Genomic DNA, 23,785 nt, shown 5'->3' with positions numbered 1-23,785 from the left:
TGTGGAGCGCAATCGTAGTAATATCACAACGACCCGCCACCAAAACCTTCTCACAAGAGGCCGGGGTGTATTTCCAGAACAAGTCGATCTGTCCCGAATCCATGTTTACATATTCGGAGAAGCAACATGAGCGTACGACAGAAAAAACAGGAAATGCTCGCCGCGATGCACCGGGCTCGTGCCCTGGAGCCGTCGAGCTTCGTGCCCAACAAACTGCTCGACACCCTGATCGAGCGCATGCAACTCAAGAATGACGCCGAGCTGTGCCGGGTCCTCGAGGTGCAGCCGCCGATCATCAGCAAGATCCGCCATCGCAAGCTGAACGTCGGCGCGACCATCCTGCTGCGCATGCACGAGAAATCGAACATCCCGATCCGCGAACTGAAGGAACTGACCAGCGCCTCGATCCACTAGCGCCACCGGTCCACGGCCGCGTCGTGGCGCAGGACGCGCTAGGACGCGGCTGGAGGCCGGCCGGTCTTGAGCTGGGGCAGCGCCGCCAGCACCGACTTGAGGGTAGCGATATCGACCTGGCCCAGCAGGGCCACGCCGATGCGCAGCAGTTCGCTCTTCTTGACGTCGATGCCGGCGCGCAGGCAGGCCTGCTTGACGTCGGCAAGCACGGCGTATTCCTGCTCGGGCATGGTGAAGCTGTCGCGTACCAGCACCGGACGCGTGCTGCTCGGTGTTGGCTCGCGCACCGGGCTTGACGCCGCCTTGCGCGCGGCGCGCTTGGGCGCGGGTGCAGCCAGCGTTTTCGCGGCCGCCTTGACGGCGCTCTTGACGCTGGGTTTGGCTGCTTTTGCGGGTTTGACCGCCGGTTTCGCCGCGGGCTTCGCGGCCTTTGCCGGCGCGGCTTTTGCGCGCGCGGCTCCCTTTGCTGCCGCCGGAACGGCAGCTGACTTCCTGGGCATTACGGACTCCATTGTTCAACGAACTAAACAATATAGTCGATATGCCCCGCGCATGCCAAGGCGCAGCTCAAACGAACGTAGGGGTGAACTGGTCCGGTGGACCAGTTCACGCTATGCCGCCTACGCAGTGATAGGTTGCTGCAAGATTATCCGGCGCGAGAGCGAAGCCGCTAGCAATCACCGCGTGGGCGGGAAACCCGCCCACCCTACTCGCCGGCCTCTTCCTCGTCCGCGAATTCCTGCGCGATGCGGGCGAATTCGGTCTCGAGCGTGAAGAAGGCGTCGAGTACGTCCGGATCGAAATGGCTGCCGCGGCCCTGGCGCATGATCTCGAGCGACTGCTCGTGCGAGAACGGCGGCTTGTACACGCGGCGCGAGATCAGCGCGTCGTAGACGTCGGCCACGGCCATCAGGCGCGCCGCGAGCGGGATCTCCTCGCCGCTCAGGTTTTCCGGATAGCCGCTGCCGTCCCACTTCTCCTGGTGCGAGTGCGCAATCTCGCGTGCGAACATCAGGAAGCTGTTGGTGCCGCCCAGGTGCTTCTCGGCCAGCATGATGGTATCGCGCCCATAGGCCGCGTGCAGCTTCATGACCTCGAATTCCTCGGGGTCGAGCTTGCCCTGCTTCTGCAGGATGTGGTCGGGGATCGCGACCTTGCCGATATCGTGCAGCGGCGCCGTCTTGTACATCAGCTCGATGTTCTCGTCGGTCAGGCTGGCGGCGAAACGCGGGTGGCTGCGCAGCTTCATCGCCAGCGCGCGCATGTAATTCTGGGTGCGGCGGATGTGGTTGGCGCTCTTGGCGTAGACCTTCCCATCGCGCATTTCCGCCATCGAGGCCATCGCCAGGATCAGGGCTTCCTGCATCAGCAGCAGCTGGGCGGTGCGCTGCTCGACCATGCGTTCGAGGTTCTGGTTGTGCTCCTGCAGGAGCTTGCGCGCCGCGCGCAGGGTCAGGTGGGTCGACACGCGCGCGAACAGGATCGGCGGGCTGATCGGTTTGCCGAGGTAGTCCACCGCGCCCACCGACAGGCCCATGGCTTCGTCCTCGATCTGGTTCTTGGCGGTCAGGAAGATCACCGGGATGTCGGTGGTGGCCGGGTTGGCCTTCAGCTGGCGGCAGGTCTCGTAGCCGTCCATCCCGGGCATCATCACGTCCAGCAGGATCAGGTCGAGGTCGGGCGTGGCCGCGGCGACCTGCAGCGCGGTGCTGCCGTTGGTGGCCACCTTGGTGTTGTACTTGTCCTTCAGCAGGCGCGACAGCAGCATGATGTTGTCCGGCGTGTCGTCGACGATCAGGATCGTCGGCCGGTATGCCTGCTTGTCCTTCAGGGCTGCGCTCATATGTGTTCCGCAATGGAGGAAGAAGCGCCGTTGGCCTGGGCCAGCACCTGGCGCGCTTCTTCGAATTCGTAACGCGACAGGTGCGCCTCGAGGCGCGCCAGCGCACCCGGGCCGAGCAGGCGGCCCAGCGGAGCGCGCACGGTGTCGAAATAGTCGGTGGCTTCGCCCGAGAACTCGGCCAGCAGGCTTTCCAGCTGGGCCACGGCCTGGGCGGCGTCAAGCGTGTTGTCCTGGCCGCCGGATGCCGGCGCGGCGGCCGGTACTTCGGGGGCGTTGGCGAAATACGTGTCGAGCGAATCCATCAGGTCGGCGAGCGCGCGTTCCAGCGCGCCGACGCTGCGGTCGAGCGAGGGGTCGTGCGGCGCGCTGCGTACCGCCTGCTCTTCGATCTCCTGGGCCAGCGACATCACGTCGCGCGCGCCGATGTTGCCGGCCACGCCACGCAGCGCATGGGCGCGGCTGGCGACCTCGCGCAGGCGGCCGCCATCGAGGTCGCTGCGGATGCTGCAGCCGGCGTCGCGCTGGGAAGCGCGGAAGCGGTCCAGCAGCTCCACATACAGGGCGCTGTTGCCGCCCACGTTCCTCAGGCCGAAGGCCGAATCGATGCCGACCAGGCCGGGCAGCGGCGCCAGGTCGGGCGCCGGCAGCGCCGCCCGCGCCGGCATCGCCTTGCCCATCCAGCGCGCCAGCGTCGCATACAGCTTTTCCGGATCGACCGGCTTGGTGATGTAGTCCTGCATGCCCTCGTTCAGGCAGCGCTCCCGGATCTCGGACAGCGCGTGGGCCGTCATCGCGACGATCGGCAGGTCATCGAAGCGTGGATCCTTGCGCAGTTCGACGGTGGCTTCGTGGCCGTCCAGCTGCGGCATCTCGAGGTCCATCAGGACCAGGCGGTAGCCGCCCGGGCCCGCCGCCGCCAGCTTTTCCAGGGCCTGGTGGCCGGTCGAGGCGACGTCCACGTCCACGCCCTGGGCCTCGAGCAGTTCGCGCGCGATCTGCTGGTTGACCAGGTTGTCTTCCACCACCAGCACGCGCGCCCCGTGCTGCTGGGCGCGCACCACACCGGCGCCGGCCGCGCCGGCGGGCGCGTTGCTGAACAGGCCAGCCAGGGTATTCGACAATGCCGACTGCACGAAGGGCTTGAACAGGAAGCCGTTGACGCCTGCCTCTTCCGCACTGGCCTGCACGTCTTCGCGCCCGAAGGCCGTTACCAAGACGGTCAGCGGCGGCGCGCACAGGTCCTTGTTCGAGGTGATGCGGCGCACCAGCTCGATGCCATCCATGCGCGGCATGGTGCAGTCGGTCAGCACCAGGCGGTACGGCATGCCGGCGGCGTCGGCGGCAATGATCGCACCTTCCGCGTGGCGCGCGTCCGAGGCGCACTCCACCCGCAGCGGCAGCGCCGCCAGCGCTTCGCGCAGGATGGCGCGCGCCAGCGCGCTGTCGTCCACCACCAGCACCCGCGCGCCGGTCAGTTCTGACGGTGCGACCAGCGTCGATTCCGGCTCGCCGGACAGGGCAAAATCGAGGTCGAAGTGGAAGGTCGAACCGGCGCCGGGCGCGCTGTCGACCGCGATCCGTCCGCCCATCAGGCCCACCAGCTGCTGCGAGATCGACAGGCCGAGGCCGGTGCCGCCGTATTCCCGCGTGGTCGAGCCGTTGGCCTGGCTGAAGGCGCGGAACAGCTTGGCCTGCTGTTCGTCGGCGATGCCGATGCCGGTGTCGCGTACCGCGAAGCGCAGCTTGACGCGCCCCGGCTCCGCCCCCTTGAGCGGAATGCAGGACAGCTGCAGCTCGCCGGCCGGCGTGAACTTGACGGCGTTGTTGACCAGGTTGATCAAGACCTGGCCCAGGCGCAGCGGGTCGCCCACGAGCTTGCGCGGCACCGCATGCGGCACGTGGAACAGGTATTCGAGGCGCTTGTCGGCGGCGCGCTGGCTGGTCACGCTGGCCACGTTGCCGAGCACCTCGTCGAGGCAGAACGGCACCTGCTCGACGTCGAGCTTGCCGGCCTCGATCTTGGAAAAGTCGAGGATGTCGTTGATGATCCCCAGCAGCGACAGCGCCGCGCGGTGAATCTTGCCGACGTAGTCCTGCTGCTTCGGATTGAGGTCGGTGCGCAGCGCCAGATAGGCCATGCCGATGATCGCGCTCATCGGCGTGCGGATCTCGTGGCTCATGTTGGCCAGGAATTCGGACTTGGCGACGTTGGCCGCTTCCGCGCGCAGGTTCGACTGCGTCAGTTCCTCGGTGCGGGCGGCGATCTTCTGTTCCAGGTCTTCGTTCAGTTCGCGCAGCTGCTGCTCGATGCGGCTTTTTTCGCGCAGCAGGCCGTTGGTCACCTGCTCGGCCTGGCGCAGCCGGTTCAGGGTGTCGCGGAAACTGCGCACCGCGGACGACAGGCGCCCGACCTGGTCGCGCCGGCCGATGCCGGACAGGCGGATGTCGGTCTCGCCACGCGCCAGCTTCTCGAGCGCGTCCTGGATGTCGGCGAAGGGCTGCGACATGCGGCGCCCCACCAGGAACACGCAGCCGACGATGGCCAGCGTGAGCAGGATGTTGGCGGCGGCCGTGTGCACGATCTGGCTGCGCAGGTCCTGGTCGATCTGCTCGCGCGAGAAGGCCAGCTCGATCGCCCCGACCGAATAGGTGCGGGTGCCGTCGTTGTAGGTGATGCGGCGGCGCAGGCGCAGGTCGGCCTCGGCGTCGTCGCGGTTGCCGAGCGCCGCGATCAGGCTGCCGTCCGGCGCCAGCACGCGCAGGGTCTGCACCTCGGGGGTCGCGCCGAGCGCGTCCACCACCGAGTTGACGGCGGCGCTGTTGATGTCGAACAGGGGCCGGGCCAGCGCCTGCTCCAGCACCTTGGCCTGGCGCTCGATGCGCTCCTGCAGGCGGGCGTCGGCGTCCAGGCGCAGGGTATGCAGGGTGTAAGTGGTGAAGACGCCGGTCGACAGCGCGACCGCGAGCACGATCCCGGCGCCGAGCCGGAACACGATGTTCTGGCGCCAGTTCTCGACCAGGCGGCGCGGCACCACGCGCACCCGGGCCCTGCGGCGGCTAATAGGCCGCCCCCGGACGCATGCTGGTGGCCTGCTGCTCGCGCTTGCGGTAGGCCGGGCTGTTGCGCACCGCTTCGATCGCTTCCCACAGGCGCGCGACCAATTGTGGCCGGCTCGACGCCAGGGCGCTCGACAGCACCAGGAAATACGGCTTTTCGACCAGCGGTACCGGCAGCAGTTCGAGCCGCTTGCCGTAGGGCCCGCGCATCAGGCGCGCGGCATCGTTCCCGCCCAGCGCGGCGCCGGCCAGCCGGCCCGCGATCAGCTTCTGCACCAGTTCATCGGAACGCTGGCTGCCGTCGTCGGTCTGCACACCCTGGGCGCGCAGGAAGTCGCCCACCGAGTAGCCGAGCTGGAAGCCGATGCGCCCGTCGAGGTTGCGGAAGGTCTTGCCGTCCCACTCGACGCGGCTGCCGCGCAGACGCGCCAGCACATAGGTATCGGTATGCATGCGCTTGGAGGCGTCGGCCTGCGGCTCGGCTTCGTTGCCGCTCACGCCGGGATAGGCGCCGAGCGACATCCGGTCGCGGCTGAAGCTGACGGCGAACGCCCCACCCACCTGGTTCGCCTTGAGCTGCTCGAGGCAGCGCTTCCAGGGCATGCTCTGGAAGTCGAAGCTGACCCCGGTGCGCCTGGCAGCTTCGCTCAAGAGCTCGAAATTCAATCCCCCGCCATCGAGCGTGCGCCACGGGCGCACTTCCTGGCGCTCGAAGCACAGGGTGATGCGCTCGCCGGGCGCGGCCTGGGCCGCCGCGCTACAGGCGGCCAACGCGAACAAGAGAAAGCGGCGCATGGAAAGCAATGGCAAACGTGGTTGAACGAACAATGGAAGTATGCCATTAGATGTTTCCAAACAACAGTAAAAACGGGGCTTTAACCCTGAAAACGACAATCCGCCCCTGGCCGCCCCCATGCTGGGGGTGAAGGCGCCGCGTCAGGAGTCGCGCGCCGGTGCAGGTCCCACAGCGCGCCGACCCGCAGGCCGGCATGGACCGGTTCCACTTCCAGCAGGCCGCACTCTTCTACCAGGGCAGTCAGCAGGGCCAGGCCCCCGGCCAGATGGGGGACGCGTGCGGCCGCCGGCCAGGCCAGGCGTACCCGCGCCACGTGGCCGGCCTGCAGGAAGCGTTCGCGCAGGATGCCCAGGCAGGCGGCGCTCAGGCAGCCGCCGTCGATCCCGTCCTCGCGCGCGATCTCGCTCAGCGCGCGCACGGTGCCGCAGGCGCCATAGGCCAGCGCCCAGCCGCGCCCGGACAGCACCGAGTCCGCGAAGCGGCTGCGCGCCGAGCGCACCGCGGCGTCGAAACCGGCGGCGTCGATGTGGCCATCGGCGAAGAAGCTCAGGCTCTGGCGCACCGCGCCGATCGGGAAGGATTCGACGCGCTCGATATGGGATCCGCGGCCCAGCACCAGTTCGGTCGAGGCGGCGCCGATGTCGATCACCAGGCGCGCCGCGCCGCCAGGTGCGTCGGCGGCATCCAGCGTGCTGGCCACGCCCAGGTAGACCAGGCGGCCGGTCTCGCCACCTGCGACCAGTTCGATCGGACGGCGCAGCGCCTGCTCGGCAGCCGGCAGGAACACCGGGGCATTGCGCGCCATCCGCAGCGCGGCGGTGGCAACCACCCTCACCGCCTGCGGGCGCCACGCGTCCAGCGTATCGGCGAACTCGCGCAGGCAGCCCAGCGCGCGCCGCATCGCCGCTTCGCACAGGCTGCCGTCGTCTTCGAAGGACGCAGCCAGCGCGACGCGCTCGTTCAAAGTCGCTTCCAGCACCAGTTCATCGTGCTCGATGCGTCCGACGTGCAGGCGGAAACTGTCGGAGCCGAGTTCGACGGCGGCGTAGCGAGGGGAATCGGTAAAGTGAGGAATCATGGCTGTCCTGCTGCGAATTGCGGCAGGATACGTCGGCGATATGACGGGAATGTGACGCAGCCGATCGGGTCGTGTCACGAATCGAGGCCGGCAGCCTTGATCGAAACGATCAGAAACCCGACCGGCGAGGGAGCAATACCGACATCCAGAAGCTGGCCCGGGCGCATCGCGGATGGAGGATAAAGGGCGTCCAGGCAGGTCTCCTTGTCGACTGACCTGAACCTCAAGGTCGCCACCTGATCGCAGCCCTTTCGCCGGGAGTACTCTCCAACCTTGATCGCGGTGGCACTTGTCTGGTGTACGTCCGCAGCCGACCACGCCGCCATTGCGAAGATCCACCCGAGCGGGGCCAAGCACACGAAGACAACTGCCAATGATGCCGAGAGTAGCATGGCAACCCACTTTCGCAACCATCTGGTCGGATATTGGTCTGCGAGCCTGGTCGCAAAAACGGAAGCAGCCGTCATGCGATAGAGCACATACGGTGTGATCAGGAGCCACGACACGAATAGAAACCTGGTGTAGGCCTCGGCGTAGCGGAAGATAAAACGGCCCTCGAAGTACATCAGCAGGAATATCCCCGCTATCAGGAAAAGGAGCACGAGCAGCGCGCACCTGGGGCGGCGCTTGTGCGCTGCTGTATGGTCGGAATGAGGACTGTGCATCATGGGCGCTTGATCCGTGCGTGGGCGGCCGTGCCAGCCTGATGATGGGCGATGCTCAAACGCCGGACTTGACCACGGTTGCCCCGTTCACACCGACCACTTTCTCGGAGTGCCCGTCCGCTGGAGGAGGATTGATTGGATCGGCGCCTGGCGTAGCCACGATCAGCGTGCGCGTATCGTGCCGGTCTGCGCCCTTCTGCTGCACGATCTTGACGGCGACCGCGCGTCCGTCGACGACGGGCCTGGGATGGAGGAAGTTAAACATGCAATCCTTATCGTGAACGCGCCGAGCTATACGGAAAACCCACCGCAGACCTGCTTCGCCTCATCCCAGCAGAGGCAGCAGAAAATCTTGAAGCCCGCTTCCTTGAACCATGCGTCGGCATTGCTGCCGGCAAGAGCGACGAGCCTGTCCTCGCAGGCCTTGCACCAGGCATCCGGCCGCGCGAGGTCGGTCTGGTCTCCCCAGAAGAATCCGCCCCGCTCACCCGCGTCGATTGCGTGAGCGACATGGGTACACACGAGTCCAATACCTTGCTGGCCATGGGTGGGGCAATGACATGTTTTATTCATGGCCGGGCGTTGATCTTGAACGACTCCATAAAGACCCGGACGGCCTCTTTCGGAACACGGTTCGGCCATCCGGCAAAATGGATGGAAAACAGGCGCTGGTCCGCTAATACAAACTGCGACAGCGAGATCAAGCCGCTCCGATCACGCATCACGCTCTCGAGAGCGGGAAATCCTCCGATTTCCACGCTGTGACTTTCTACAATCGTGGAGTTCGTGCTCGCTGCGGCACCAATCATCGCCCCCTTCAGTAAGTCGACGGAGCGCACGTGCTTCGGCACCAGCAGCCCATCGTAAAAGTCCACGCTATAGAAGAGTTGTGCTTCAACGTTCGCATACGAGCAGACATGCATGACGACTGTTCTGCCCATAACTTCTACATTTCGTGCGCTGCACTCCGGCTTGGCGGGGAAGACCACTTCGAAGGCCTGGTCAGGCGGCGAGTATTTCACCGGCTCCGCACTGGCGGCGGATGCCAGCAGGAGCAAAGCCAGCACACTGCTCCTGAAAATGATGCGAACGCCCATATCAAGACAGCCCTTCTTGGATGTTTAGTGCCTATTCCCGGCTTGCCATTTACCGGTCTACCCAGGGTCAGGTCTGACATCAGGACACGATCTCTGCATTAATTCAGGACGTATGTTGAGGTCGTGTCCGATTGTCAGACCTGACCCTGATTGACCTTGCTCGAAGTTACCAGAACGAACAGCCGGGAAATACGCGGATTGTCACGCAGGCCGGCGTCCGGGAGCGGGAGGCTCAGGCCTCGACCGGCGCCGCCACCGCTTGGCTGACGCGGTTGCGCCCCGCCCCCTTGGCCGCGCGCAGCGCATCGTCGGCGCGCTGGAACAGGGTTACCGTGCTGTCCTCGGGGCGGATCACGGTCACGCCAAAGCTGGCCGTCATGGCGATCATGGCGCGCTCGCTCTTGACCGGCGAACTGGCGATCGCCGCGCGGATGCGCTCCGCCACCAGGGTCGCCTCGTCCAGGTTGGTACGCGGCAGCAGGATCGCGAACTCGACGCCCACCAGGCGCCCGACCAGGTCGGAATCGCGCAGCTGGCGCTTGCACAGCTCCACCACGTGGCGCAGCACGGCGTCGCCGGCCGGGTGGCCGTAGCCGTCGTTGACGCGCTTGAACTGGTCGAGGTCCAGCACCACCAAGGCGGTGGGCAGGCCGGGACGGCGCGCCAGCGCCATCCACGGGCCCAGCGCATTGAAGAAACCACGGCGGTTCGGCACATTGGTGAGCGGGTCGACTACCTCCAGCCGCGCCAGTTCGCGCCCGATGCGTTCGCGCCCCAGCAGCAGCATGCCGAAGCCGTTGACCAGCATGAGGCCATACAGCGCGGCGCTGGAGAGCTGGCGCAGCAGTTCGCTGGAGAGCCAGCGCCAGCCGCCCGGCAGCAGCAGCACCGACAGGCCGCGCGCCGCGACCACCAGCGCCAGCGCGGCGGTCAGGAGAGCCAGGAAGCGCTGCAGCAGGCTGGCCTGGCGCCAGCCGGAACCGAGCGCTGCGGCGACGTTCAGGTAGAGCACGCCGAGCAGCAGCGAAGCGGCCAGGCTGCGCAGGCCCTGCTCGTCGATCAGGTAGCAGATGAAGAAGGCCAGGATCGCGAGCCCGCCGGCCAGCAGCGTAGGACGGCGCCAGCCATGGCGGCCCGCCTCTTCCCATGCCGCCCCGGCCTCGATGGCGACGCCAGCGAACAGCAGCGCGTAGCCGCCCGGCAGCGCCAGCGATTCCGGCACTACGCCCAGGCCGCCCAGCACCAGCAGGGTCCAGGCGCCGGCCTGCACCTGCTTCGACAGCGCCCAGGCGGCAAGGGCTGGCGGACGCACCGGTCCGTGGTCGAAAAAGGTCAGCACTGCGCACAGGGCCAGGTTGCCCAGGGCCAGTACCAGCACCATCGTGCTTGCGTCCAGGTTCGTCATTTCGTCAATCGCAATCAGTACTCGTGTTCGACCAGGGCAGTGCCGTCGCCGATCTTGCTGGCCCAGGCCCGGCTGAAATACGCCTGCTCCTCGCTGGTGGGCGGCGCGTGCCAGAACACGATCAAGGTGCCCTTGTGGTCGTGCAGCTGGGTCAGTTTGTCGACGAAGCCGGTGTTGCCGGCGCTGTCGGCCAGGGCCATCGCATACCCGTACACGCGCTGCAGGCGCTCCAGACGATCGGGCTCGGTCTGGGCATTGGTGGCGGTGATGGAAGGATGGTCCAGGAACATGCGGGTTTCCTTTGTCGAGCGGTCAGCTTATCAGAAAGCCATGCCGTACAACAAGCTGCCATGGCTCCACTATACTGGAGGCCATGTCTCTACCCTCCGAGCTGCCGCCGCCGATCGTCTCGACCCGAGGCGACCGCCGCACGCTCGAATTCACGCCAGGCGACATCCAGAGCGAGATGCGGCTGTCGCGCCCGGACGCCCTGGTGCTGTCGTATGCGCGCGCCATGATGTGCTTCGCGCTCCTGGTGCCGCACCCGCGTCACATCGTCATGGTGGGACTGGGCGGCGGTTCGCTCGTCAAGTTCTGCTACCGCCATTTCCCGCACACCCGCATCACGGTGCTGGAAGTGCGCGCCGACGTGATCGCGCTGCGCGAGCAGTTCCTGGTGCCGCCGGACGACGCGCGCCTGCGGGTGCTGCACTGCGATGCGGCGGCCTGGCTGGCGCAGGCGCCGGCCGCCGGCGCCGACGTGCTGCTGGTGGACGGCTTCGACGCGAGCGGCCTGCCCCCTGGCCTGTCGAGCGCCGCCTTCTATGCCGATTGCCGGCGGCTGCTGCGCCCCGGCGGCGTACTGGCCATCAACATCTTTACTTATGATCCTGACTATGTGACTGCGGTGCAACGTTTGCGCGCCGCCTTTGACGGTCATGCGTGCTGGCTGGCCGGCATGGCCGGCAACAACCAGATCGTGTTCGGGCAGCGCCCGGCGGCGCCCGGCGCCGCCCCGAGCCGCCCCCTGCAGGTCCTGCGCGACAGCCTGTACAACCGCGGACTCGGACTCTCCCTGCTCAACCGTCTGCTGGCCCGCCTGGTGGTCGCCTGGCTGGCGCAGAGGGCGCCGTGAACACCGTCGTTTGACGGGCCTCTCCCATTTTTTGTTTGCCCAACAGCATGGGGATGTGACACACTTCGCGTATTGATGCCTGCTGGCAAGCCTTCTTTATGGAATTCTGGACCCATCCATGCCGCGCCGCCTCCCCCTGTCGCTGACTCTTGCGGCAGCCCTCACGCTCGGGGGCGGCCTGGCCGCGTCCGGCGCCCTGTTCCTGGGAGTCGGCCATCTCGAGTACGACAACATGGCGCTCGCCTTCGCCCAGCGCGCCGACGAGCGCGTGGCGGCGGTGCGCCAGGGGATCGACCAGGCGGTCGAGGTACTGACCGTCACCAACCAGCTGTTCGCGCGCGGCGAACCGGTGAGCCGCGAGCAGTTTCGCGATTTCACGGCCGCCCTGCTGCAGCGCCACCGCTATATCCAGGCCTTCAATTTCCACCGCTCCGTCCCGGGAGAGCAGCGCGCAGCCGTCGAAAGCGAGCTGCAGCGCATCCTGCCGGGCACGGTGTTCACTGAACTGCAGGACAGCACACTGGTGCCGGCGCCGCTGCGCGCCCGCTATCACATCGTCGACTACATCGAGCCGATGGCCGGCAACGAACGCGCCTTCGGCCTGAACATCACCGAGAACGTGCAGGTCATGAGTGCGCTCGCGGTCGCGCGTGGCGAAGGCCGCGCCGCGGCCACCGATCTGTTCCAGCTGGCGCAGGACGAGCGCCAGCAGCCGGCCTTCGAGCTGGTCATGCCGGTGCTGGACCGCCAGGGCATGCTGGCAGGCGATACCGCGGTCGTGATCCGCGGCCCCGAACTGGTGCGCGCCTCGCTCGCCAATACCGGCCTGCTCGATCCGCGCGAAACGGCGAGCGACATCTTCGTGTCGGTCTATGCCGGCGAGTTCCCGGCGCCGGAAAAGCTGATGTTCTCGACCGGCGACACCCGTAAGCGCGAGACGGGCTGGCTGGCCGGTTTCATGTCGCCCGGCCATAACGGCCACGGCAGCAAGCTGCTGCACATCGCCGGCAAGCCCTGGCGCATCGAGGTGGCCAGCGCCCCGCGTCCCTTCCTGCAGGACCACATGGCGTCCACCGCCCTGCTGGTCGGCGGCATCCTGATGACCTTGCTCGGCACGGCCTTCGTACAGGCTTCCGGCCGGCGCGCACGCAAGGTGCAGCAACTGGTGCGCCAGCGCACCGCGGACTTGCGCCGTACCAACCGCCGCCTGGTCGAGGACATGGCCGCGCGCGAGCGCGCCGAGCGCGCCCTGCAGCAAAGCGAGCAGCGCTTCCGCCAGCTGGTGTCGATGTCGTCCGACTGGTACTGGGAACAGGACCGCGAGCTGCGCTTTACCATGGTCACCGGGGGCTTTACCGAAAAGGCCGGCGTCGCCATCGAAACGGTGCTGGGCAAGACGCGCTGGGAATACGTGCCCGCATTGCTGGACAGCGAAGCCGGGCGCGCCCACATCGCCCAGGTCAAGGCGCACGAGCCCTTCGCCAACCTCGAATACCAGGTCGTCGACGAACACGGCGACACCCGCTGGTTCTGCGTTAACGGCCAGCCAGTGTTCGACGACTCCGGCGCCTTGATCGGCTACCGCGGCACCGGCAGCGACATCACCGAACGCAAGCTGACCGAGCAGCGCGTGCACCACGTGGCCCAGCACGACGTGCTGACCGGCCTGCCCAACCGCTCGCTGCTGCAGGACCGCCTCAGCCAGGCGATTGCCTATGCCAACCGCAGCGGACGCCCGATGTGGGTGATGCTGATCGACCTCGACCGCTTCAAGTTCGTCAACGACTCGATGGGCCACAAGGCCGGCGACGTGCTCCTGATGACGGTGGCGGCGCGCCTGACCGGCTCGCTGCGCGACACCGATACCGTGGCGCGCCTGTCGGGCGACGAATTCGTCGTGATCCTGTCCGAGCACCACGACGAGCCGCTCGCACCCGAGATCGTGCAGCGCGTGATGGATTCGGTGGCCCAGCCGGTGATGCTCGGCACCAAGGAATTCTTCGTCACCTGCTCGATCGGCGTGGCCGTCTACCCGAGCGAAGGCACGCCGGCCGAGAGTCTGATCGAGCATGCCGACATTGCGATGTACAGCGCCAAGAAGATGGGGCGCAATAACTTCCAGTTCTACACGCCCGCGATGAACGAAGAGTCGATGGAACGCGTGCGCATCGAAAGCGCGCTGCGCAACGCCCTCGACCGCAACGAATTCGTGCTGCACTACCAGCCGCAGGTGGATCTGAAGAGCGGCCAGATCGTGGGCATGGAAGCGCTGATCCGCTGGCGCCATCCGGAACTGGGCATGGTCCCGCCTGGCCGCTTCATCGCCATCGCCGAGGAAACCGGCCTGATCGTGCAGATTGGCGCCTGGGTGCTGCGCACCGCCTGTGCCCAGAACAAGGCCTGGCAGGATGCCGGCCTGGGCCGCCTGCGGGTGGCGGTCAACCTGTCGGCGCGCCAGTTCGGCGCCGCCGACCTGATCGCCGGCCTGGAAGCGGTGCTGCAAGACACCATGCTCGACCCCGAGTGCCTCGAGATCGAACTGACGGAAAGCCTGTTCATGAGCGACGTGACGCCTGCGGTGGAACTGCTGCACCGCATGAAGTCGCTGGGAGTGAACCTGTCGATCGACGACTTCGGCACCGGCTACTCGAGCCTGTCCTACCTGTCGCGCTTCCCGATCGACGTGCTGAAGATCGACCGCTCCTTCGTTGCCGACATCACCCACGACGCCAACGACGCCGCCATTGTCACCTCGATCATCGCGCTGGCCCACAACCTGAAGCTGGCGGTGATCGCGGAAGGCGTGGAAACGGCGGAGCAGCTCGACTACCTGCGCAGCCATGGTTGCGACGAAATGCAGGGCTATTTCTTCAGCAAGCCGCTGGCGGCCGAGGAGTTCGAACAGCTGCTGCTCCAGCGCCGCGCGCTGCCGCCAGCACGCCTGGAAGCTCCCCAGACTGCCCCGGACGCAACACCGGATATGGTTCCGGCATGATTTGCCGCAAATTTCCGTAGAAAAATAGTTTTTAGGCCATTTAGTTGTGGCCTTTTCAATATTGATGGCTTTAAAATAGCCGTGTCTCTTTAGCAACCCCGGACATACGGATATTTTATGATCATGAATGACACTGGCGAACTGGCCTCGGTCTCCGGCGTGGCGGCCGAATCGGGCAACGTCCGCCGGCAGCGCACCGACATCCGCACCCGCGACCTGATCAACCAGGCGGTGGCCTCGATCCCGACGCTTGGCCTGCAGCGCGCAGCCGAGTTCCTGGCGACGATGAATGTGCCGGCGGAAGTGGCGGTGCGGGTGCTGGTGTATCCGAACCGCCGCCGCGCAAACTGATATTCATATGGTTTGTAGGGGTGATCTAGTCCAGTGGACTAGATCACGCTTGGCCGACCGCGCGTTCGCCTAAGCAAGCGTCACGGCTGAGCCGCCGTCTGTTGAACGCGCGGTCGGGAAACCCGACCACCCTACCAAACCCCGATCGCGTTCAGCGGCGCTCTTGCTGCTGGCGCTTGATGTCGTCGAGCGTTTCGCGGCCCTTGTCGGTCAGGACATAGCCGCCTTCCTCGCGCGGCGCGATATGCGACTTGAGGCTCAGGAAGCGCGCCACGTCCGCATCCAGCACTGCTTGCGGATCGTCCGCCAGCGCCGTCAGCGATTTCACGCAGCGGCGCAGGAACAGCATCTGCTGCCCCTTCTCCGTCAACACGATACGCCCGTCGCGGGTGGTCTCCATCAGCTTGATGCCCGACAGGCGCTTGAGGTTGCGGCCCACGCAGGCGCCCGGGTTGTCGCGCTTCACGCCGCGGCGTACCAGTTCCAGGGCGTCGTATTCGTCCGTCGTTAATTGTTCGTTCTTCATTTGCTCGCTTCTCGGCCAGGGGGCGCCATGGTACCTGCGGCGCAGGCCGAGGGCAAGTTATAGGTGCTTAGCGCAGCGCGCGCAGTGCCAGCCAGCCGAGGCCGGCCCCCGCAGCCACGCCGAGCGCCAGCACCAGCTGCGCGCGGCGCGAGTAGAACAGCGGGCTGCGGCCCAGGTAGATCGTGTTGTACAAGGTATGGCCCATGATGTCCTCCGGCGTGGGTGCTGCTTAAGCGTCCGACAATTATAGGCAGGCGATGTTGTCAGGGATATGACATGGATCGGAAGCCCTGCCGCGCGCCAACGCCGGCATGCTCCTGTTACGATCTTGCGACACTGATCATCAACCGGAGCATTACCATGAACGACCCCACGCTCAAGCCCGATCCCGCGGCCAAGGGCCCCAACGTGTACCACGAAGCAGACATCGGCAGCGGTGAAAAATCGCCCGGCGAACTGGAAACTGAAGAAATGATCCGCGAGATCCCGCCGCTGCCGCCATCGGGTGGGCAGGCCGGCCAGCAGCCTGCTGGTACGCAAGACACTCCCCGCAGCTGAATTCCACTACTCCAATTCCATACCCGTAGGGTGGGCGGGTCTTCCCGCCCACGCGGTCAAGAGGCGCCAGCACAGCCGCGACGGAGCATCAGGCAGCAATCACCGCGTGGGGTGAATCGTGCCAGTGGCACGATTCACAAGCCGCCCACCCTACGAATTTCACAAGACTCAGTCCGCGCGAATCGGCGGCTCGGGATAACGCGGCTCCTCGACGGGCGCGTTGACGGGATCGGGTACGTCGTCCGGCACCGGCGGGCGCGGGTCGGGCGTCGGTTTCTGGTCCGGCATGTCCGGCTCCGGGGTACTGTGGGCCTGCACGGGGGATGAGCCGTGCAGCCTGTTTTGCGCAAGCATGGTCATGGTCAACCTCTCGGTGTGGGGTAAGCGCCGCCGCGTGGCGGCGCATGGGACTCGCTCAGCGGCGCGCCTTCTGCTTGGCGCCGCCGCCTGCGCCCTCGCCTTTGCCGGCTTTCACGCGCGACATGTGGTCGTGGCTGCTCTTGTCGCTCTTGCCTGCGCGCTGCTTGGCCAGGTCTTCCTCGGACATGTTGTCCGACTGCTTGTTGGTCTGGCTAGCGCCTGATTTCGATTGGCTCATTGCACTCCTCCTTGTCAACGTGGTTGCTTTGCGTGCAGGCTAGCATGAATGTGCTTGCCGGGTTTTCAATCGTGCGGGAGCCGCTTTCCTCGGCTATAGTGAGCCCTCGACTACTTTTCCGGCAACCATGAATCTCCGTCCCCTGCTGCTGGCCGCCCTGTGCGCGGGCAGCATTCACAGTGCCCTTGCTGCCACCCCGATGAAACTTGACGACTACCTGGCCCTGAGCGGCCCTGCGCCAACCGCGCGCCTTCCCTATGGCGAGGCGCCCTCGCAATACGCCGAACTGTTCCTGCCGACCGGCAAAGGTCCATTCCCGGTGGCGGTGCTGGTGCACGGCGGCTGCTGGACCAGCAAGTTCGGCGGCATCACCCAGCTCCGCAACATGGCGGGCGCACTGCAAGAGCGCGGCATTGCGGTCTGGAATGTCGAATACCGCCGCAGCGACGAACCGGGCGGCGGCTATCCGGGCACCTACCAGGACATGCACGCGGCCCTCGAGCTGCTGGCCGCGCAGGCGAAGCAGCATCCGCTCGACCTGAAGCGGATGGTGGCCGTCGGCCACTCGGCGGGCGGGCAGCTGGTGCAGTGGATGGCGGGCCGTAGCCGGATTCCGGCAAGCAGCCCCTTGTACCGCGCGAATCCCCTGCCGGTACCGAGCGTGGTCAGCCTCGGCGGCCTGGCCGACCTGCGCAACGAAGCGGCCCTGATCAAGTCCAGCTGCGGCCGCGACACCGCCGAGCTGGCCGGCACCCCAAGCCCGACCCGGCCCGACGTCTTCGTCGACACCAATGCCGCCGAACTGATGCCCAACGGCAGCCGCACCTGGCTCGTTACGGGCGAACTCGACACGATCTCGCCGCCGCGCGTGGCGCACGACTACGCGGCGCGGGCGCGCAAGGCGGGCGATGCCGCCACCGTGGTGATCCTGCCCGGCGCCAGCCATTACGACGAAGTAGCCGCCACCTCGCCCGCCTGGCCGCAGGTACTGGAGGTCATCGAGGCGGCGCTGGGCCGCACGCCGCGCTAGTCGAACACGAGGCGGCGCGCCAGCGGCGTCTCGAGCTCGAGATCGCTTGTGGCCACCGCCACGCAGGGCAGGATCCAGCCTTCGCGTTTTTCATCAAAGGAGAGGCCCGGCCACTCGATCAGGTGGCGCGCCTGGCCGCTGCGAACCCGGCAGATGCAGGTGCGGCAGGTGCCGTTGCGGCAGGAACTGGGCAGTTCGATGCCGGCGCTTTCCGCAGCGTGCAGGATGCTGGTCTCCGCGTCCGCCTCGAAGCCGAGTTCGGCCGGATGCAGCAGGATGGTGTGGCTGGTCATGGCCGCGATTGTAGCGCCCTTGGCCCCGCTCCCTTGAGTTCGTTCACGCACAGACCCACACCTGGCGCAGAACTAATCTGAGGTTTCCAAACGTAAGCATTGCAGGAAACCAAAATGAACAAATCGCACGCGCTTCCCCTCGTCGTCGCCCTGCTGGGCGCCCTCCCCCTGGCCCAGGCACAGCAGGCCGCGCCGGCTCCGGCCCAACAACAGCAGGCGCCCGCCGTCCAGCAGCCGGGACAGCTTCCCGCGCAAGCCGGCGCCCCAGTCAACCCGGCCGCTGCCAAGCAGGCCGAATTCGAACGCAACCTGCGCGCCCAGGTCCTGCTCGACCGCGCCTACTTTTCGCCAGGCGAGATCGACGGCGCCTACGGCTCGAACATGCGCCAGGCGCTGAGCAGCTTCCAGGCGACCCGCAAGCTGCCCGTTACCGGCAAGCTGGACGAGGCAACCTGGAACGCCCTGAACGGCGACAACACCCCGCACCTGGTCACCTACACGCTGGCGGAAGCCGACGTGGCCGGCCCCTTCCGCCCGATCCCGGAAGACATGATGGACAAGGCCAAGCTGCCTGAACTCGGTTATGCGAGTGTGACCGAGGGTCTGGGCGAGAAGTTCCACGCGAGCCCGGCCCTCATCGAACGCCTCAATCCGGGCAAGAACCTGGGCCGCGCCGGCGAACAGATCGTGGTGCCGAACGTGCACGGCAAGCAGCCGCTGGCAAAGGCGGCCAAGGTAGTGGTCAAGGAAGGCCCGAAGGTGCTGCAGCTGTACGACGCCGGCGGCGCCCTGCTCGCCCAGTATCCGGTCTCGACCGGCAGCTCCAACGACCCGCTGCCGATCGGCACCTGGAAGATCAACAGCGTGCACGCCAACCCGACCTACAACTACAACCCGAAGCTGTTCTGGGATGCCGAGCCGGGCGACAAGAAGGCGAAGATCGCCGCCGGACCGAACAATCCAGTGGGCGTGGTCTGGATCGACCTGTCCAAGGAACACTACGGCATCCACGGCACCCCGGTGCCGGCCCACGTGGGCAAGACCGAATCGCACGGCTGCATCCGCCTGACCAACTGGAGCGCCGCCGAAGTGGCGGGCGCGGTCAGCGCCGGCCTCGAGGTCGTGCTGGAGAGCTGAACCTGACCTAAACCCGACGGAGGATGAGATGAAATGGCTGATGAGCTTCGTGCTCGGCGTGCTGGTCGGCGCCGGTGGTCTGTTCGTGATTCTGCGCGCCGTGCCTGACGAGCCGGCCCCGGTGGCGGCCAGCACGGCGCCGCCGGCGGGGATTCCTGCCTCGCAGATCGAACCGCAGCTGCCGGGACCGCCGGTGGTGCAGGCCGACCTGAGCGACGTCGACCTGCCGCTACGTCCGGCCATGTCATCAGTCCCGTCGGGGTCGCCGCAGGCGCCGGCCGATGCCGCCGCCACCGCCGTCCACGGCAAGCTGGCAGTGCCGGTGCAAGGCATCAAGCTCGCCAGCCTCAGCGACACCTACGACCAGCCGCGCGGCAACCAGCGCCAGCACGAAGCCCTCGACATCATGGCGCCGAAAGGCACGCCGGTGCTGGCGGCGGCCGACGGCAAGGTCGCCAAGCTGTTCACCAGCAAGCCGGGCGGCACGACGCTGTACCAGTTCGATCCGAGCGAGAAGTACGCGTATTACTACGCGCACCTGGACCGCTACGCCGACGGCATCAAGGAGGGCATGGACATCAAGCGCGGCGACGTACTCGGTTATGTCGGCGTGACCGGCAACTCCGACCCGAACGCGCCGCACCTGCACTTTGCCGTGTTCGAGCTGACGCCCGAAAAGCAGTGGTGGAAAGGAACGCCGCTCAACCCCTTCCCGCTGCTGAGCGACGCCGGTCCCTAACGGGGCGTCGCGATCGCGCCCGGCTCGTCGATGTCCGGGCCGACGTTGATAGCGGCATAGGCGCGCTGCACGGCGACCACCTCGCGGCTGTCCTTGCCGTATAGCTCCTCGGCCGCCAGGATCATCTTGGCGCGTGCATCGGCGTAGTTGGTGGACGAGTTGAACTTGGTCGTGTTCGCATGGAACCAGATACGGAAGGCCTTGTCCGTGCCGATGCCGCTCATCGCCGCGGGCTGCTTCACCAGGTACTTGCTGTAGTGGTCGCCGGCGCTGTCGGCCTTTGAACCGCGCGCCAGGAAATAGAACATCCGGTTGTTTGGACCGCTGCTGTAGTGCACGTCGAGGCGGCGTAGCGAGGTGCTCCAGGCGTCCGGGCTGCTGCCGTCCTTGCTTGGACGGTACATCCAGCGCAGCGGTGTGGCGTTCTTGCTGATCTCCGTGCCGAGCTGCCAGTCGTTGCCCTCCTCCGGGAACTTATCCCCCTTGCCGCCGGCGCGCGCATAGGCTTCCACCACCTCGCCAGAGATGTCCGAGCTCGATTCGTTCAGGCCGCCCGACTCGCCCGAATAGATCAGGTCCGAGGTGGCGGCCGTGATGCCGTGCCCCATTTCGTGGCCGACCACGTCGATCGCGCCCAGGCTGGTGAAATAGGTGCCGTCGCCGATGAACATGCAGCGGCAGGTGTCGCTGTAGTAGGCGTTGTCGTAGCCGCGGTTGACGTGGGCGGCGATGTAGGTGGACGTGTTCTTGCCGTCCAGCGCCAGCCAGCCCAGCACGTTCTTGTGCGCGTCGTAGGTGTTCATCAGGCCCCACATCGCGTTCACCGCCGCGGTCTGGCCGTTCGGGCCCGTGGTGCTGCCGCCCTCGACGAACTGCTTGCCGTCGCCCCAGACGTTGGTGGCATTGGTGTAGACCTTGCCGGCGCTGCTGCTGTTGTTGGCGTTGGTGATCGCCATCGCGCCGAAGGTGCCGCCCTTGCCGCGCTCGGGGTCGAGCATCTGGTAGCTGCCGTTCACCAGGCTGGTGCTGATCGGGACTTCGCCGTTGTACTGGCTTTTACCCACGCCCACCACGGTCTGCAGCATGCTCCACTGGTCGAGCACGGCGCCGTCGCGGGCGCTGACGATGGTGTCGAAGTAGATCGGCTGCTCCCCCAGGCGCATGCGGGTGCGCACCAGGTAGGCCAGCTCGTAGCGCTCGACCACGTCCTGCACGTCCAGGGCGTTCAGTTCCGCCTCTTCCTTGGCGCCGGCGCCGACCACGCGCTGCAGGCGCATCACCGGATAGATCACCAGTTCGGCCGTCGGCTTGACCACGTGCACCGCATTCTGGCCGACGCTCGTCGCCAGCGAACCGAGCGCGCTGGAAATCGCCGCCTTGCTGTTGATCTGGGGCTGCACGCTGAAGCTGGCGGTCAGCGCACCCAGGCGATTGGCGGTGCCCGTGCCCAGGTGCTGGCGGCGCTCGGAGGCGGACTCGGACAGCACCTTGGCGGAGCTGTCGAGCACGATCACCGAATCGGAACCGAACACGCGCACGCCTTTCCAGGTGTGGGCGGCGCGCAGGATCTGGGTGCCGTTCGCGCCCGGATGCTGGGAGGTGATGCGGTAGTGGTGGTCGGCGTCGAGCCCCTTGGCCTGGCGGGCCGCCGTCAGCTGGGCCAGCACGGAGGATTTCGCGCTGGCGCTCAGCGTCGTGGGCGGGCTCATCATGGGCGCAGCGGCCAGCGGCTGCGCAAACAGCAAGGCGGCGCCGAGCAGCGCTGCCGGAAAAGTGGTGTGCGGGTTCATCTCGTCTCCGTCCGTGAGGACGCGGTCCAGACATGGACCGCGCCTCGGACAGTTTGGACGAGCTCAGCAGAAAGGATTTGCTTGAACGCAACCCTTATGCGGGCTGATCAGAAGCTGCGGCTCCAGCTCAGCGCCAGGGTGCGCCCGCGCCCGGCATAGGTGGCGTTCACGTCCACCGCGGATGCGGACTGCGAGTAGTAGCCGACGTACTGCTTGTCGAACAGGTTCTCGACGCTCAGGCCGAAGCGGCCGTACTGCGTGTCCCAGGTGGCAGCGGCATCGACCAGGGTGTAGCCCTTGAAATGCTCTTCGAGGTTGCTGGTACCGACGCGGCGGCCGATGTTGATGTCGCGGTCGCGCAGGTGGGTGGCCTGCAGGCGCAGCTGGGCCTGTGGCCTGAAGCGCCAGTTGGCGCCCAGCACCGACTTGTCCGGGCCCTGCGAGCGCGCGCCCAGGTCGAGGTCCATCGGCGCGCCCTGGCTGGCGGCGGTCTTGCCATCCAGGGTGGCCCAGGTGCCGAACACGCTCCAGTCCTTGTTCGGACGCCATTCGGCATTCGCTTCCCAGCCCTTGACCGTGGTCGGCACGCGCTCGACCAGGCCGATGCCGGCCGAGGTGATCCGGATTACGCTGCCGAGCTTGGAGCGCGAATCGTAGCGCGACAGGCCGAGCTGGCCTTGATGACCGCGCCAGTTGATGCCGACTTCGTTGTTGCGGGTGACGATGGGCTGCAGGCTGATCAGGCTGGAGACCGACTGGTTCGGCACCGCCACACCGCGCAGCACCAGGCCGGCGTCCGGCAGGCCGAAGCCTTCCGAGCTGCCGGCGAACACCGACCATCCCGGAGCGAAGCGCCACACCGCGCCGATGTTCTTCACCGATTTCGAGAACTCGGCGGAGCCGCCCTCCACCCGCCGGCTGCCATAGGCGGCCAGGGTGGTGTAGGTGTCGACGTCGAGCTTGGCGTCCTCGAAGCGCACGCCGCCGCGCACGGTCACCGGGCCGAACTCGTATTCGAGCTGGGCGAAGGGCGCGAGCGAACGGAACTTTAGTTCGGGCACCCAGGTGCGGCCGGTCCCGGCCAGGCGCTGCTGCGGATTGTCCTTCAGCCAGTCGAGGCCGGCCGTCAGTTCCAGGCCCTGGACCAACAGGTCCGGGCGGGCCCAGGTGATGCGGGCGCCGCGCTTGTCGGTCACCACCTGGGACTGGTCCCACAGGGTGCCGATCGGGGCGAGCGCGCGGTCCTGGAAGGTGGACGTATTGGTGGCGCCGTACAGCGCCGAGAATTCATGGCCGAACAGCTGCACGGCCAGGCTGCCGCCGGCCAGCTCATGGTGACGGTAGTCGAGGCTGGCGCTGCGCACCTTGTTACGTGGCGGCATGCCGATCGGCGTGCCGGGCGCGGAACTGGTCGGGATGCCCTCGGCCAGGTTGCCTGGCACGCTGCGGTAGTCGCCGTCGCCGGCCAGGTCGAAGCGGTTCAGCGTCAGCTGCAGGCGCTGGTTGCCGAAGTTCCTGCCGATCTTCAGGAACAGGTCGTTGCCGTGCGAATCCATGGTGTCGCCCTGCACCGCATCGATGCCCAGGGGGCGTCCGCTGCCGTCGTAGCCCATGCCGCGGCGCTGCACGCTGGCAAAGGCCAGCACGTCGACGTCGCCCGACTTGTGGCTGACGGTCAGGCCGGTCTTCCAGTCCAGGCTATCCGATTCGAACTGGCTGGCCAGGCGGGTGTTGACGGTGTAGGTCGTGCCTTCGGTGCGCGGGGTCTTGGTGATGTAGTTGATGATGCCGCCGGTGGCGCCCATGCCCTGCATGGCCGAGGCGCCGTTGATGACCTCGATGCGTTCGATGATGGCGCTGTCGGCGAAATAGCCCTCGCGCATGCCGGCGCGCAGCGGGTTCGATTGCGGAATGCCGTCGAACAGGATCAGCGGTTGGCGGCCGCGCAGCGATTCGCCGGTCGAGGTCATCTTCTGGCGGCTCGGCGCATAGCCGGGCACATAGGTCGCCAGCGCCTGCGAGGGGTCGTCCGCGATCAGGTACTGGGTGGCGAGTTCCTGCTGGGTGATCACCGAGACCGCGCCCGGGATCCGGTCCACGGCCTTGGCGGTGCGGGTGGCGGTGACCACCACCGAGGCCAGCTCCCCTTCGTTTTCCCTGGGCTGTTCCTGCCAGGCCGCTGCCTGCGGCGCCGTCATCAGGAGGCAGGCAGCCGCCACGGCGCCGGCAAGCGGTTTCATCTTGTGCATCATGGGCAAATAAGTTTTTCTTGTTGTAA

Annotated in this window: 26 protein-coding genes; 8 read left to right on the top strand and 18 right to left on the bottom strand. The window is 66.7% G+C overall.

Annotated elements, in window-relative coordinates; translation table 11 throughout:
• Nucleotides 1–126 precede the first annotated feature (126 nt).
• Nucleotides 127–414 (top strand): hypothetical protein, encoded by a 288-nt coding sequence (locus LK539_RS10590; RefSeq protein ID WP_036211798.1) that lies wholly within the window; start codon nt 127–129, stop codon nt 412–414.
• A gap of 38 nt (nt 415–452) precedes the next feature.
• On the opposite strand, the gene LK539_RS10585 is transcribed toward LK539_RS10590, so the two are convergent.
• The 11 genes from LK539_RS10585 to LK539_RS10535 all read right to left on the bottom strand — a co-directional run bounded on the left by LK539_RS10585 (nt 453) and on the right by LK539_RS10535 (nt 10,645).
• Nucleotides 453–914: a hypothetical protein gene (locus LK539_RS10585; protein WP_227800877.1), complete on the bottom strand. Its 462-nt coding sequence runs from the start codon at nt 912–914 to the stop codon at nt 453–455.
• A 206-nt stretch (nt 915–1,120) separates the two neighbouring features.
• Nucleotides 1,121–2,257: a two-component system response regulator gene (locus LK539_RS10580; RefSeq protein ID WP_227800876.1), complete on the bottom strand. Its 1,137-nt coding sequence runs from the start codon at nt 2,255–2,257 to the stop codon at nt 1,121–1,123.
• The gene (locus LK539_RS10575) at nt 2,254–5,298 is read right to left on the bottom strand and encodes a response regulator (protein WP_227800875.1); all 3,045 of its coding nucleotides are present in this window, start codon (nt 5,296–5,298) and stop codon (nt 2,254–2,256) included. The genes LK539_RS10580 and LK539_RS10575 overlap by 4 nt, the downstream gene beginning before the upstream one ends.
• A gap of 16 nt (nt 5,299–5,314) precedes the next feature.
• Complete coding sequence (locus tag LK539_RS10570; protein WP_227800874.1) at nt 5,315–6,109, bottom strand: ABC transporter substrate-binding protein; 795 nt, start codon at nt 6,107–6,109, stop codon at nt 5,315–5,317.
• An 80-nt stretch (nt 6,110–6,189) separates the two neighbouring features.
• Nucleotides 6,190–7,188 carry a hypothetical protein gene (locus tag LK539_RS10565; protein WP_227800873.1) on the bottom strand — a complete coding sequence of 333 codons (999 nt, stop codon included), beginning with the start codon at nt 7,186–7,188 and terminating at the stop codon, nt 6,190–6,192.
• 74 nt (nt 7,189–7,262) lie between these two features.
• Nucleotides 7,263–7,856, bottom strand: a complete 594-nt coding sequence (locus LK539_RS10560) for a hypothetical protein (protein WP_227800872.1) — start codon at nt 7,854–7,856, stop codon at nt 7,263–7,265.
• A 52-nt stretch (nt 7,857–7,908) separates the two neighbouring features.
• Nucleotides 7,909–8,118, bottom strand: coding sequence for a hypothetical protein (locus LK539_RS10555; RefSeq protein WP_227800871.1), 210 nt, complete (start codon nt 8,116–8,118; stop codon nt 7,909–7,911).
• 26 nt (nt 8,119–8,144) lie between these two features.
• Nucleotides 8,145–8,426 (bottom strand): hypothetical protein, encoded by a 282-nt coding sequence (locus LK539_RS10550; protein WP_227800870.1) that lies wholly within the window; start codon nt 8,424–8,426, stop codon nt 8,145–8,147.
• Nucleotides 8,423–8,950, bottom strand: a complete 528-nt coding sequence (locus tag LK539_RS10545) for a hypothetical protein (protein ID WP_227800869.1) — start codon at nt 8,948–8,950, stop codon at nt 8,423–8,425. Before LK539_RS10545 ends, LK539_RS10550 begins: the two co-directional genes overlap by 4 nt.
• A 232-nt stretch (nt 8,951–9,182) precedes the next feature.
• Complete coding sequence (locus LK539_RS10540) at nt 9,183–10,355, bottom strand: diguanylate cyclase (protein WP_227800868.1); 1,173 nt, start codon at nt 10,353–10,355, stop codon at nt 9,183–9,185.
• 14 nt (nt 10,356–10,369) lie between these two features.
• Nucleotides 10,370–10,645 carry a hypothetical protein gene (locus LK539_RS10535; protein WP_227800867.1) on the bottom strand — a complete coding sequence of 92 codons (276 nt, stop codon included), beginning with the start codon at nt 10,643–10,645 and terminating at the stop codon, nt 10,370–10,372.
• An 83-nt stretch (nt 10,646–10,728) separates the two neighbouring features.
• On the opposite strand from LK539_RS10535, the gene LK539_RS10530 reads away from it, so the two are divergent.
• The 3 genes from LK539_RS10530 to LK539_RS10520 all read left to right on the top strand — a co-directional run bounded on the left by LK539_RS10530 (nt 10,729) and on the right by LK539_RS10520 (nt 14,836).
• On the top strand, nt 10,729–11,490 hold the full coding sequence (locus LK539_RS10530; protein WP_227800866.1) for a fused MFS/spermidine synthase: 762 nt from the start codon (nt 10,729–10,731) through the stop codon (nt 11,488–11,490).
• Between the two features lie 118 nt (nt 11,491–11,608).
• On the top strand, nt 11,609–14,485 hold the full coding sequence (locus tag LK539_RS10525; protein WP_227800865.1) for an EAL domain-containing protein: 2,877 nt from the start codon (nt 11,609–11,611) through the stop codon (nt 14,483–14,485).
• A 117-nt stretch (nt 14,486–14,602) separates the two neighbouring features.
• Nucleotides 14,603–14,836, top strand: coding sequence for a hypothetical protein (locus tag LK539_RS10520; RefSeq protein ID WP_227800864.1), 234 nt, complete (start codon nt 14,603–14,605; stop codon nt 14,834–14,836).
• 151 nt (nt 14,837–14,987) lie between these two features.
• Here LK539_RS10520 and LK539_RS10515 read toward each other — a convergent pair whose 3' ends face one another.
• Nucleotides 14,988–15,362 (bottom strand): hypothetical protein, encoded by a 375-nt coding sequence (locus LK539_RS10515; protein WP_227800863.1) that lies wholly within the window; start codon nt 15,360–15,362, stop codon nt 14,988–14,990.
• A 67-nt stretch (nt 15,363–15,429) separates the two neighbouring features.
• Entirely contained in the window at nt 15,430–15,567 is a 138-nt protein-coding gene (locus LK539_RS10510) for a hypothetical protein (protein WP_227800862.1), read from the bottom strand.
• A 155-nt stretch (nt 15,568–15,722) separates the two neighbouring features.
• Here LK539_RS10510 and LK539_RS10505 point away from each other — a divergent pair, with 155 nt between their 5' ends.
• Nucleotides 15,723–15,920: a hypothetical protein gene (locus LK539_RS10505; RefSeq protein ID WP_227800861.1), complete on the top strand. Its 198-nt coding sequence runs from the start codon at nt 15,723–15,725 to the stop codon at nt 15,918–15,920.
• A gap of 168 nt (nt 15,921–16,088) precedes the next feature.
• Here the strand turns inward: LK539_RS10505 and LK539_RS10500 are convergent, their stop codons facing one another.
• Together LK539_RS10500 and LK539_RS10495 are read right to left on the bottom strand one after the other, a co-directional pair.
• The gene (locus LK539_RS10500; RefSeq protein ID WP_227800860.1) at nt 16,089–16,238 is read right to left on the bottom strand and encodes a hypothetical protein; all 150 of its coding nucleotides are present in this window, start codon (nt 16,236–16,238) and stop codon (nt 16,089–16,091) included.
• 97 nt (nt 16,239–16,335) lie between these two features.
• On the bottom strand, nt 16,336–16,518 hold the full coding sequence (locus LK539_RS10495; RefSeq protein ID WP_227800859.1) for a hypothetical protein: 183 nt from the start codon (nt 16,516–16,518) through the stop codon (nt 16,336–16,338).
• 127 nt (nt 16,519–16,645) lie between these two features.
• On the opposite strand from LK539_RS10495, the gene LK539_RS10490 reads away from it, so the two are divergent.
• Nucleotides 16,646–17,548, top strand: a complete 903-nt coding sequence (locus tag LK539_RS10490; protein WP_227800858.1) for an alpha/beta hydrolase — start codon at nt 16,646–16,648, stop codon at nt 17,546–17,548.
• Here LK539_RS10490 and LK539_RS10485 read toward each other — a convergent pair.
• Entirely contained in the window at nt 17,545–17,841 is a 297-nt protein-coding gene (locus tag LK539_RS10485) for a 2Fe-2S iron-sulfur cluster binding domain-containing protein (protein ID WP_227800857.1), read from the bottom strand. The two genes, LK539_RS10490 and LK539_RS10485, sit on opposite strands and share 4 nt — an antisense overlap.
• 114 nt (nt 17,842–17,955) lie before the next feature.
• Here LK539_RS10485 and LK539_RS10480 point away from each other — a divergent pair, with 114 nt between their 5' ends.
• Nucleotides 17,956–18,978 carry a L,D-transpeptidase gene (locus LK539_RS10480; protein ID WP_227800856.1) on the top strand — a complete coding sequence of 341 codons (1,023 nt, stop codon included), beginning with the start codon at nt 17,956–17,958 and terminating at the stop codon, nt 18,976–18,978.
• Between the two features lie 28 nt (nt 18,979–19,006).
• The gene (locus tag LK539_RS10475) at nt 19,007–19,717 is read left to right on the top strand and encodes a M23 family metallopeptidase (protein WP_227800855.1); all 711 of its coding nucleotides are present in this window, start codon (nt 19,007–19,009) and stop codon (nt 19,715–19,717) included.
• On the opposite strand, the gene LK539_RS10470 is transcribed toward LK539_RS10475, so the two are convergent.
• Nucleotides 19,714–21,507 (bottom strand): M4 family metallopeptidase, encoded by a 1,794-nt coding sequence (locus LK539_RS10470; RefSeq protein WP_227800854.1) that lies wholly within the window; start codon nt 21,505–21,507, stop codon nt 19,714–19,716. The genes LK539_RS10475 and LK539_RS10470 overlap by 4 nt on opposite strands.
• Nucleotides 21,508–21,614: 107 nt before the next feature.
• On the bottom strand, nt 21,615–23,747 hold the full coding sequence (locus LK539_RS10465) for a TonB-dependent receptor (protein WP_227800853.1): 2,133 nt from the start codon (nt 23,745–23,747) through the stop codon (nt 21,615–21,617).
• Between the last annotated feature and the right edge of the window lie 38 nt (nt 23,748–23,785).

This window comes from Massilia sp. IC2-476, assembly GCF_020707295.1.
In the GTDB taxonomy this organism is placed as follows: Bacteria; Pseudomonadota; Gammaproteobacteria; order Burkholderiales; family Burkholderiaceae_D; genus Telluria.
The sequence above is the reverse complement of the archived record's forward strand: the minus strand, read 5'-3'. Positions and strand labels throughout refer to the sequence as shown.

Bases quoted from the DNA above. Each gene is read 5' to 3' on its own strand.
- LK539_RS10590 (WP_036211798.1), top strand. From the start codon at position 127: ATGAGCGTACGACAGAAAAAACAGGAAATGCTCGCCGCGATGCACCGG.
- LK539_RS10585 (WP_227800877.1), bottom strand. From the start codon at position 914: ATGCCCAGGAAGTCAGCTGCCGTTCCGGCGGCAGCAAAGGGAGCCGCG.
- LK539_RS10580 (WP_227800876.1), bottom strand. From the start codon at position 2,257: ATGAGCGCAGCCCTGAAGGACAAGCAGGCATACCGGCCGACGATCCTG.
- LK539_RS10570 (WP_227800874.1), bottom strand. From the start codon at position 6,109: ATGCGCCGCTTTCTCTTGTTCGCGTTGGCCGCCTGTAGCGCGGCGGCC.
- LK539_RS10565 (WP_227800873.1), bottom strand. From the start codon at position 7,188: ATGATTCCTCACTTTACCGATTCCCCTCGCTACGCCGCCGTCGAACTC.
- LK539_RS10560 (WP_227800872.1), bottom strand. From the start codon at position 7,856: ATGATGCACAGTCCTCATTCCGACCATACAGCAGCGCACAAGCGCCGC.
- LK539_RS10555 (WP_227800871.1), bottom strand. From the start codon at position 8,118: ATGTTTAACTTCCTCCATCCCAGGCCCGTCGTCGACGGACGCGCGGTC.
- LK539_RS10550 (WP_227800870.1), bottom strand. From the start codon at position 8,426: ATGAATAAAACATGTCATTGCCCCACCCATGGCCAGCAAGGTATTGGA.
- LK539_RS10545 (WP_227800869.1), bottom strand. From the start codon at position 8,950: ATGGGCGTTCGCATCATTTTCAGGAGCAGTGTGCTGGCTTTGCTCCTG.
- LK539_RS10540 (WP_227800868.1), bottom strand. From the start codon at position 10,355: ATGACGAACCTGGACGCAAGCACGATGGTGCTGGTACTGGCCCTGGGC.
- LK539_RS10535 (WP_227800867.1), bottom strand. From the start codon at position 10,645: ATGTTCCTGGACCATCCTTCCATCACCGCCACCAATGCCCAGACCGAG.
- LK539_RS10530 (WP_227800866.1), top strand. From the start codon at position 10,729: ATGTCTCTACCCTCCGAGCTGCCGCCGCCGATCGTCTCGACCCGAGGC.
- LK539_RS10525 (WP_227800865.1), top strand. From the start codon at position 11,609: ATGCCGCGCCGCCTCCCCCTGTCGCTGACTCTTGCGGCAGCCCTCACG.
- LK539_RS10520 (WP_227800864.1), top strand. From the start codon at position 14,603: ATGATCATGAATGACACTGGCGAACTGGCCTCGGTCTCCGGCGTGGCG.
- LK539_RS10515 (WP_227800863.1), bottom strand. From the start codon at position 15,362: ATGAAGAACGAACAATTAACGACGGACGAATACGACGCCCTGGAACTG.
- LK539_RS10510 (WP_227800862.1), bottom strand. From the start codon at position 15,567: ATGGGCCATACCTTGTACAACACGATCTACCTGGGCCGCAGCCCGCTG.
- LK539_RS10505 (WP_227800861.1), top strand. From the start codon at position 15,723: ATGAACGACCCCACGCTCAAGCCCGATCCCGCGGCCAAGGGCCCCAAC.
- LK539_RS10495 (WP_227800859.1), bottom strand. From the start codon at position 16,518: ATGAGCCAATCGAAATCAGGCGCTAGCCAGACCAACAAGCAGTCGGAC.
- LK539_RS10490 (WP_227800858.1), top strand. From the start codon at position 16,646: ATGAATCTCCGTCCCCTGCTGCTGGCCGCCCTGTGCGCGGGCAGCATT.
- LK539_RS10485 (WP_227800857.1), bottom strand. From the start codon at position 17,841: ATGACCAGCCACACCATCCTGCTGCATCCGGCCGAACTCGGCTTCGAG.
- LK539_RS10480 (WP_227800856.1), top strand. From the start codon at position 17,956: ATGAACAAATCGCACGCGCTTCCCCTCGTCGTCGCCCTGCTGGGCGCC.
- LK539_RS10475 (WP_227800855.1), top strand. From the start codon at position 19,007: ATGAAATGGCTGATGAGCTTCGTGCTCGGCGTGCTGGTCGGCGCCGGT.
- LK539_RS10470 (WP_227800854.1), bottom strand. From the start codon at position 21,507: ATGAACCCGCACACCACTTTTCCGGCAGCGCTGCTCGGCGCCGCCTTG.
- LK539_RS10465 (WP_227800853.1), bottom strand. From the start codon at position 23,747: ATGAAACCGCTTGCCGGCGCCGTGGCGGCTGCCTGCCTCCTGATGACG.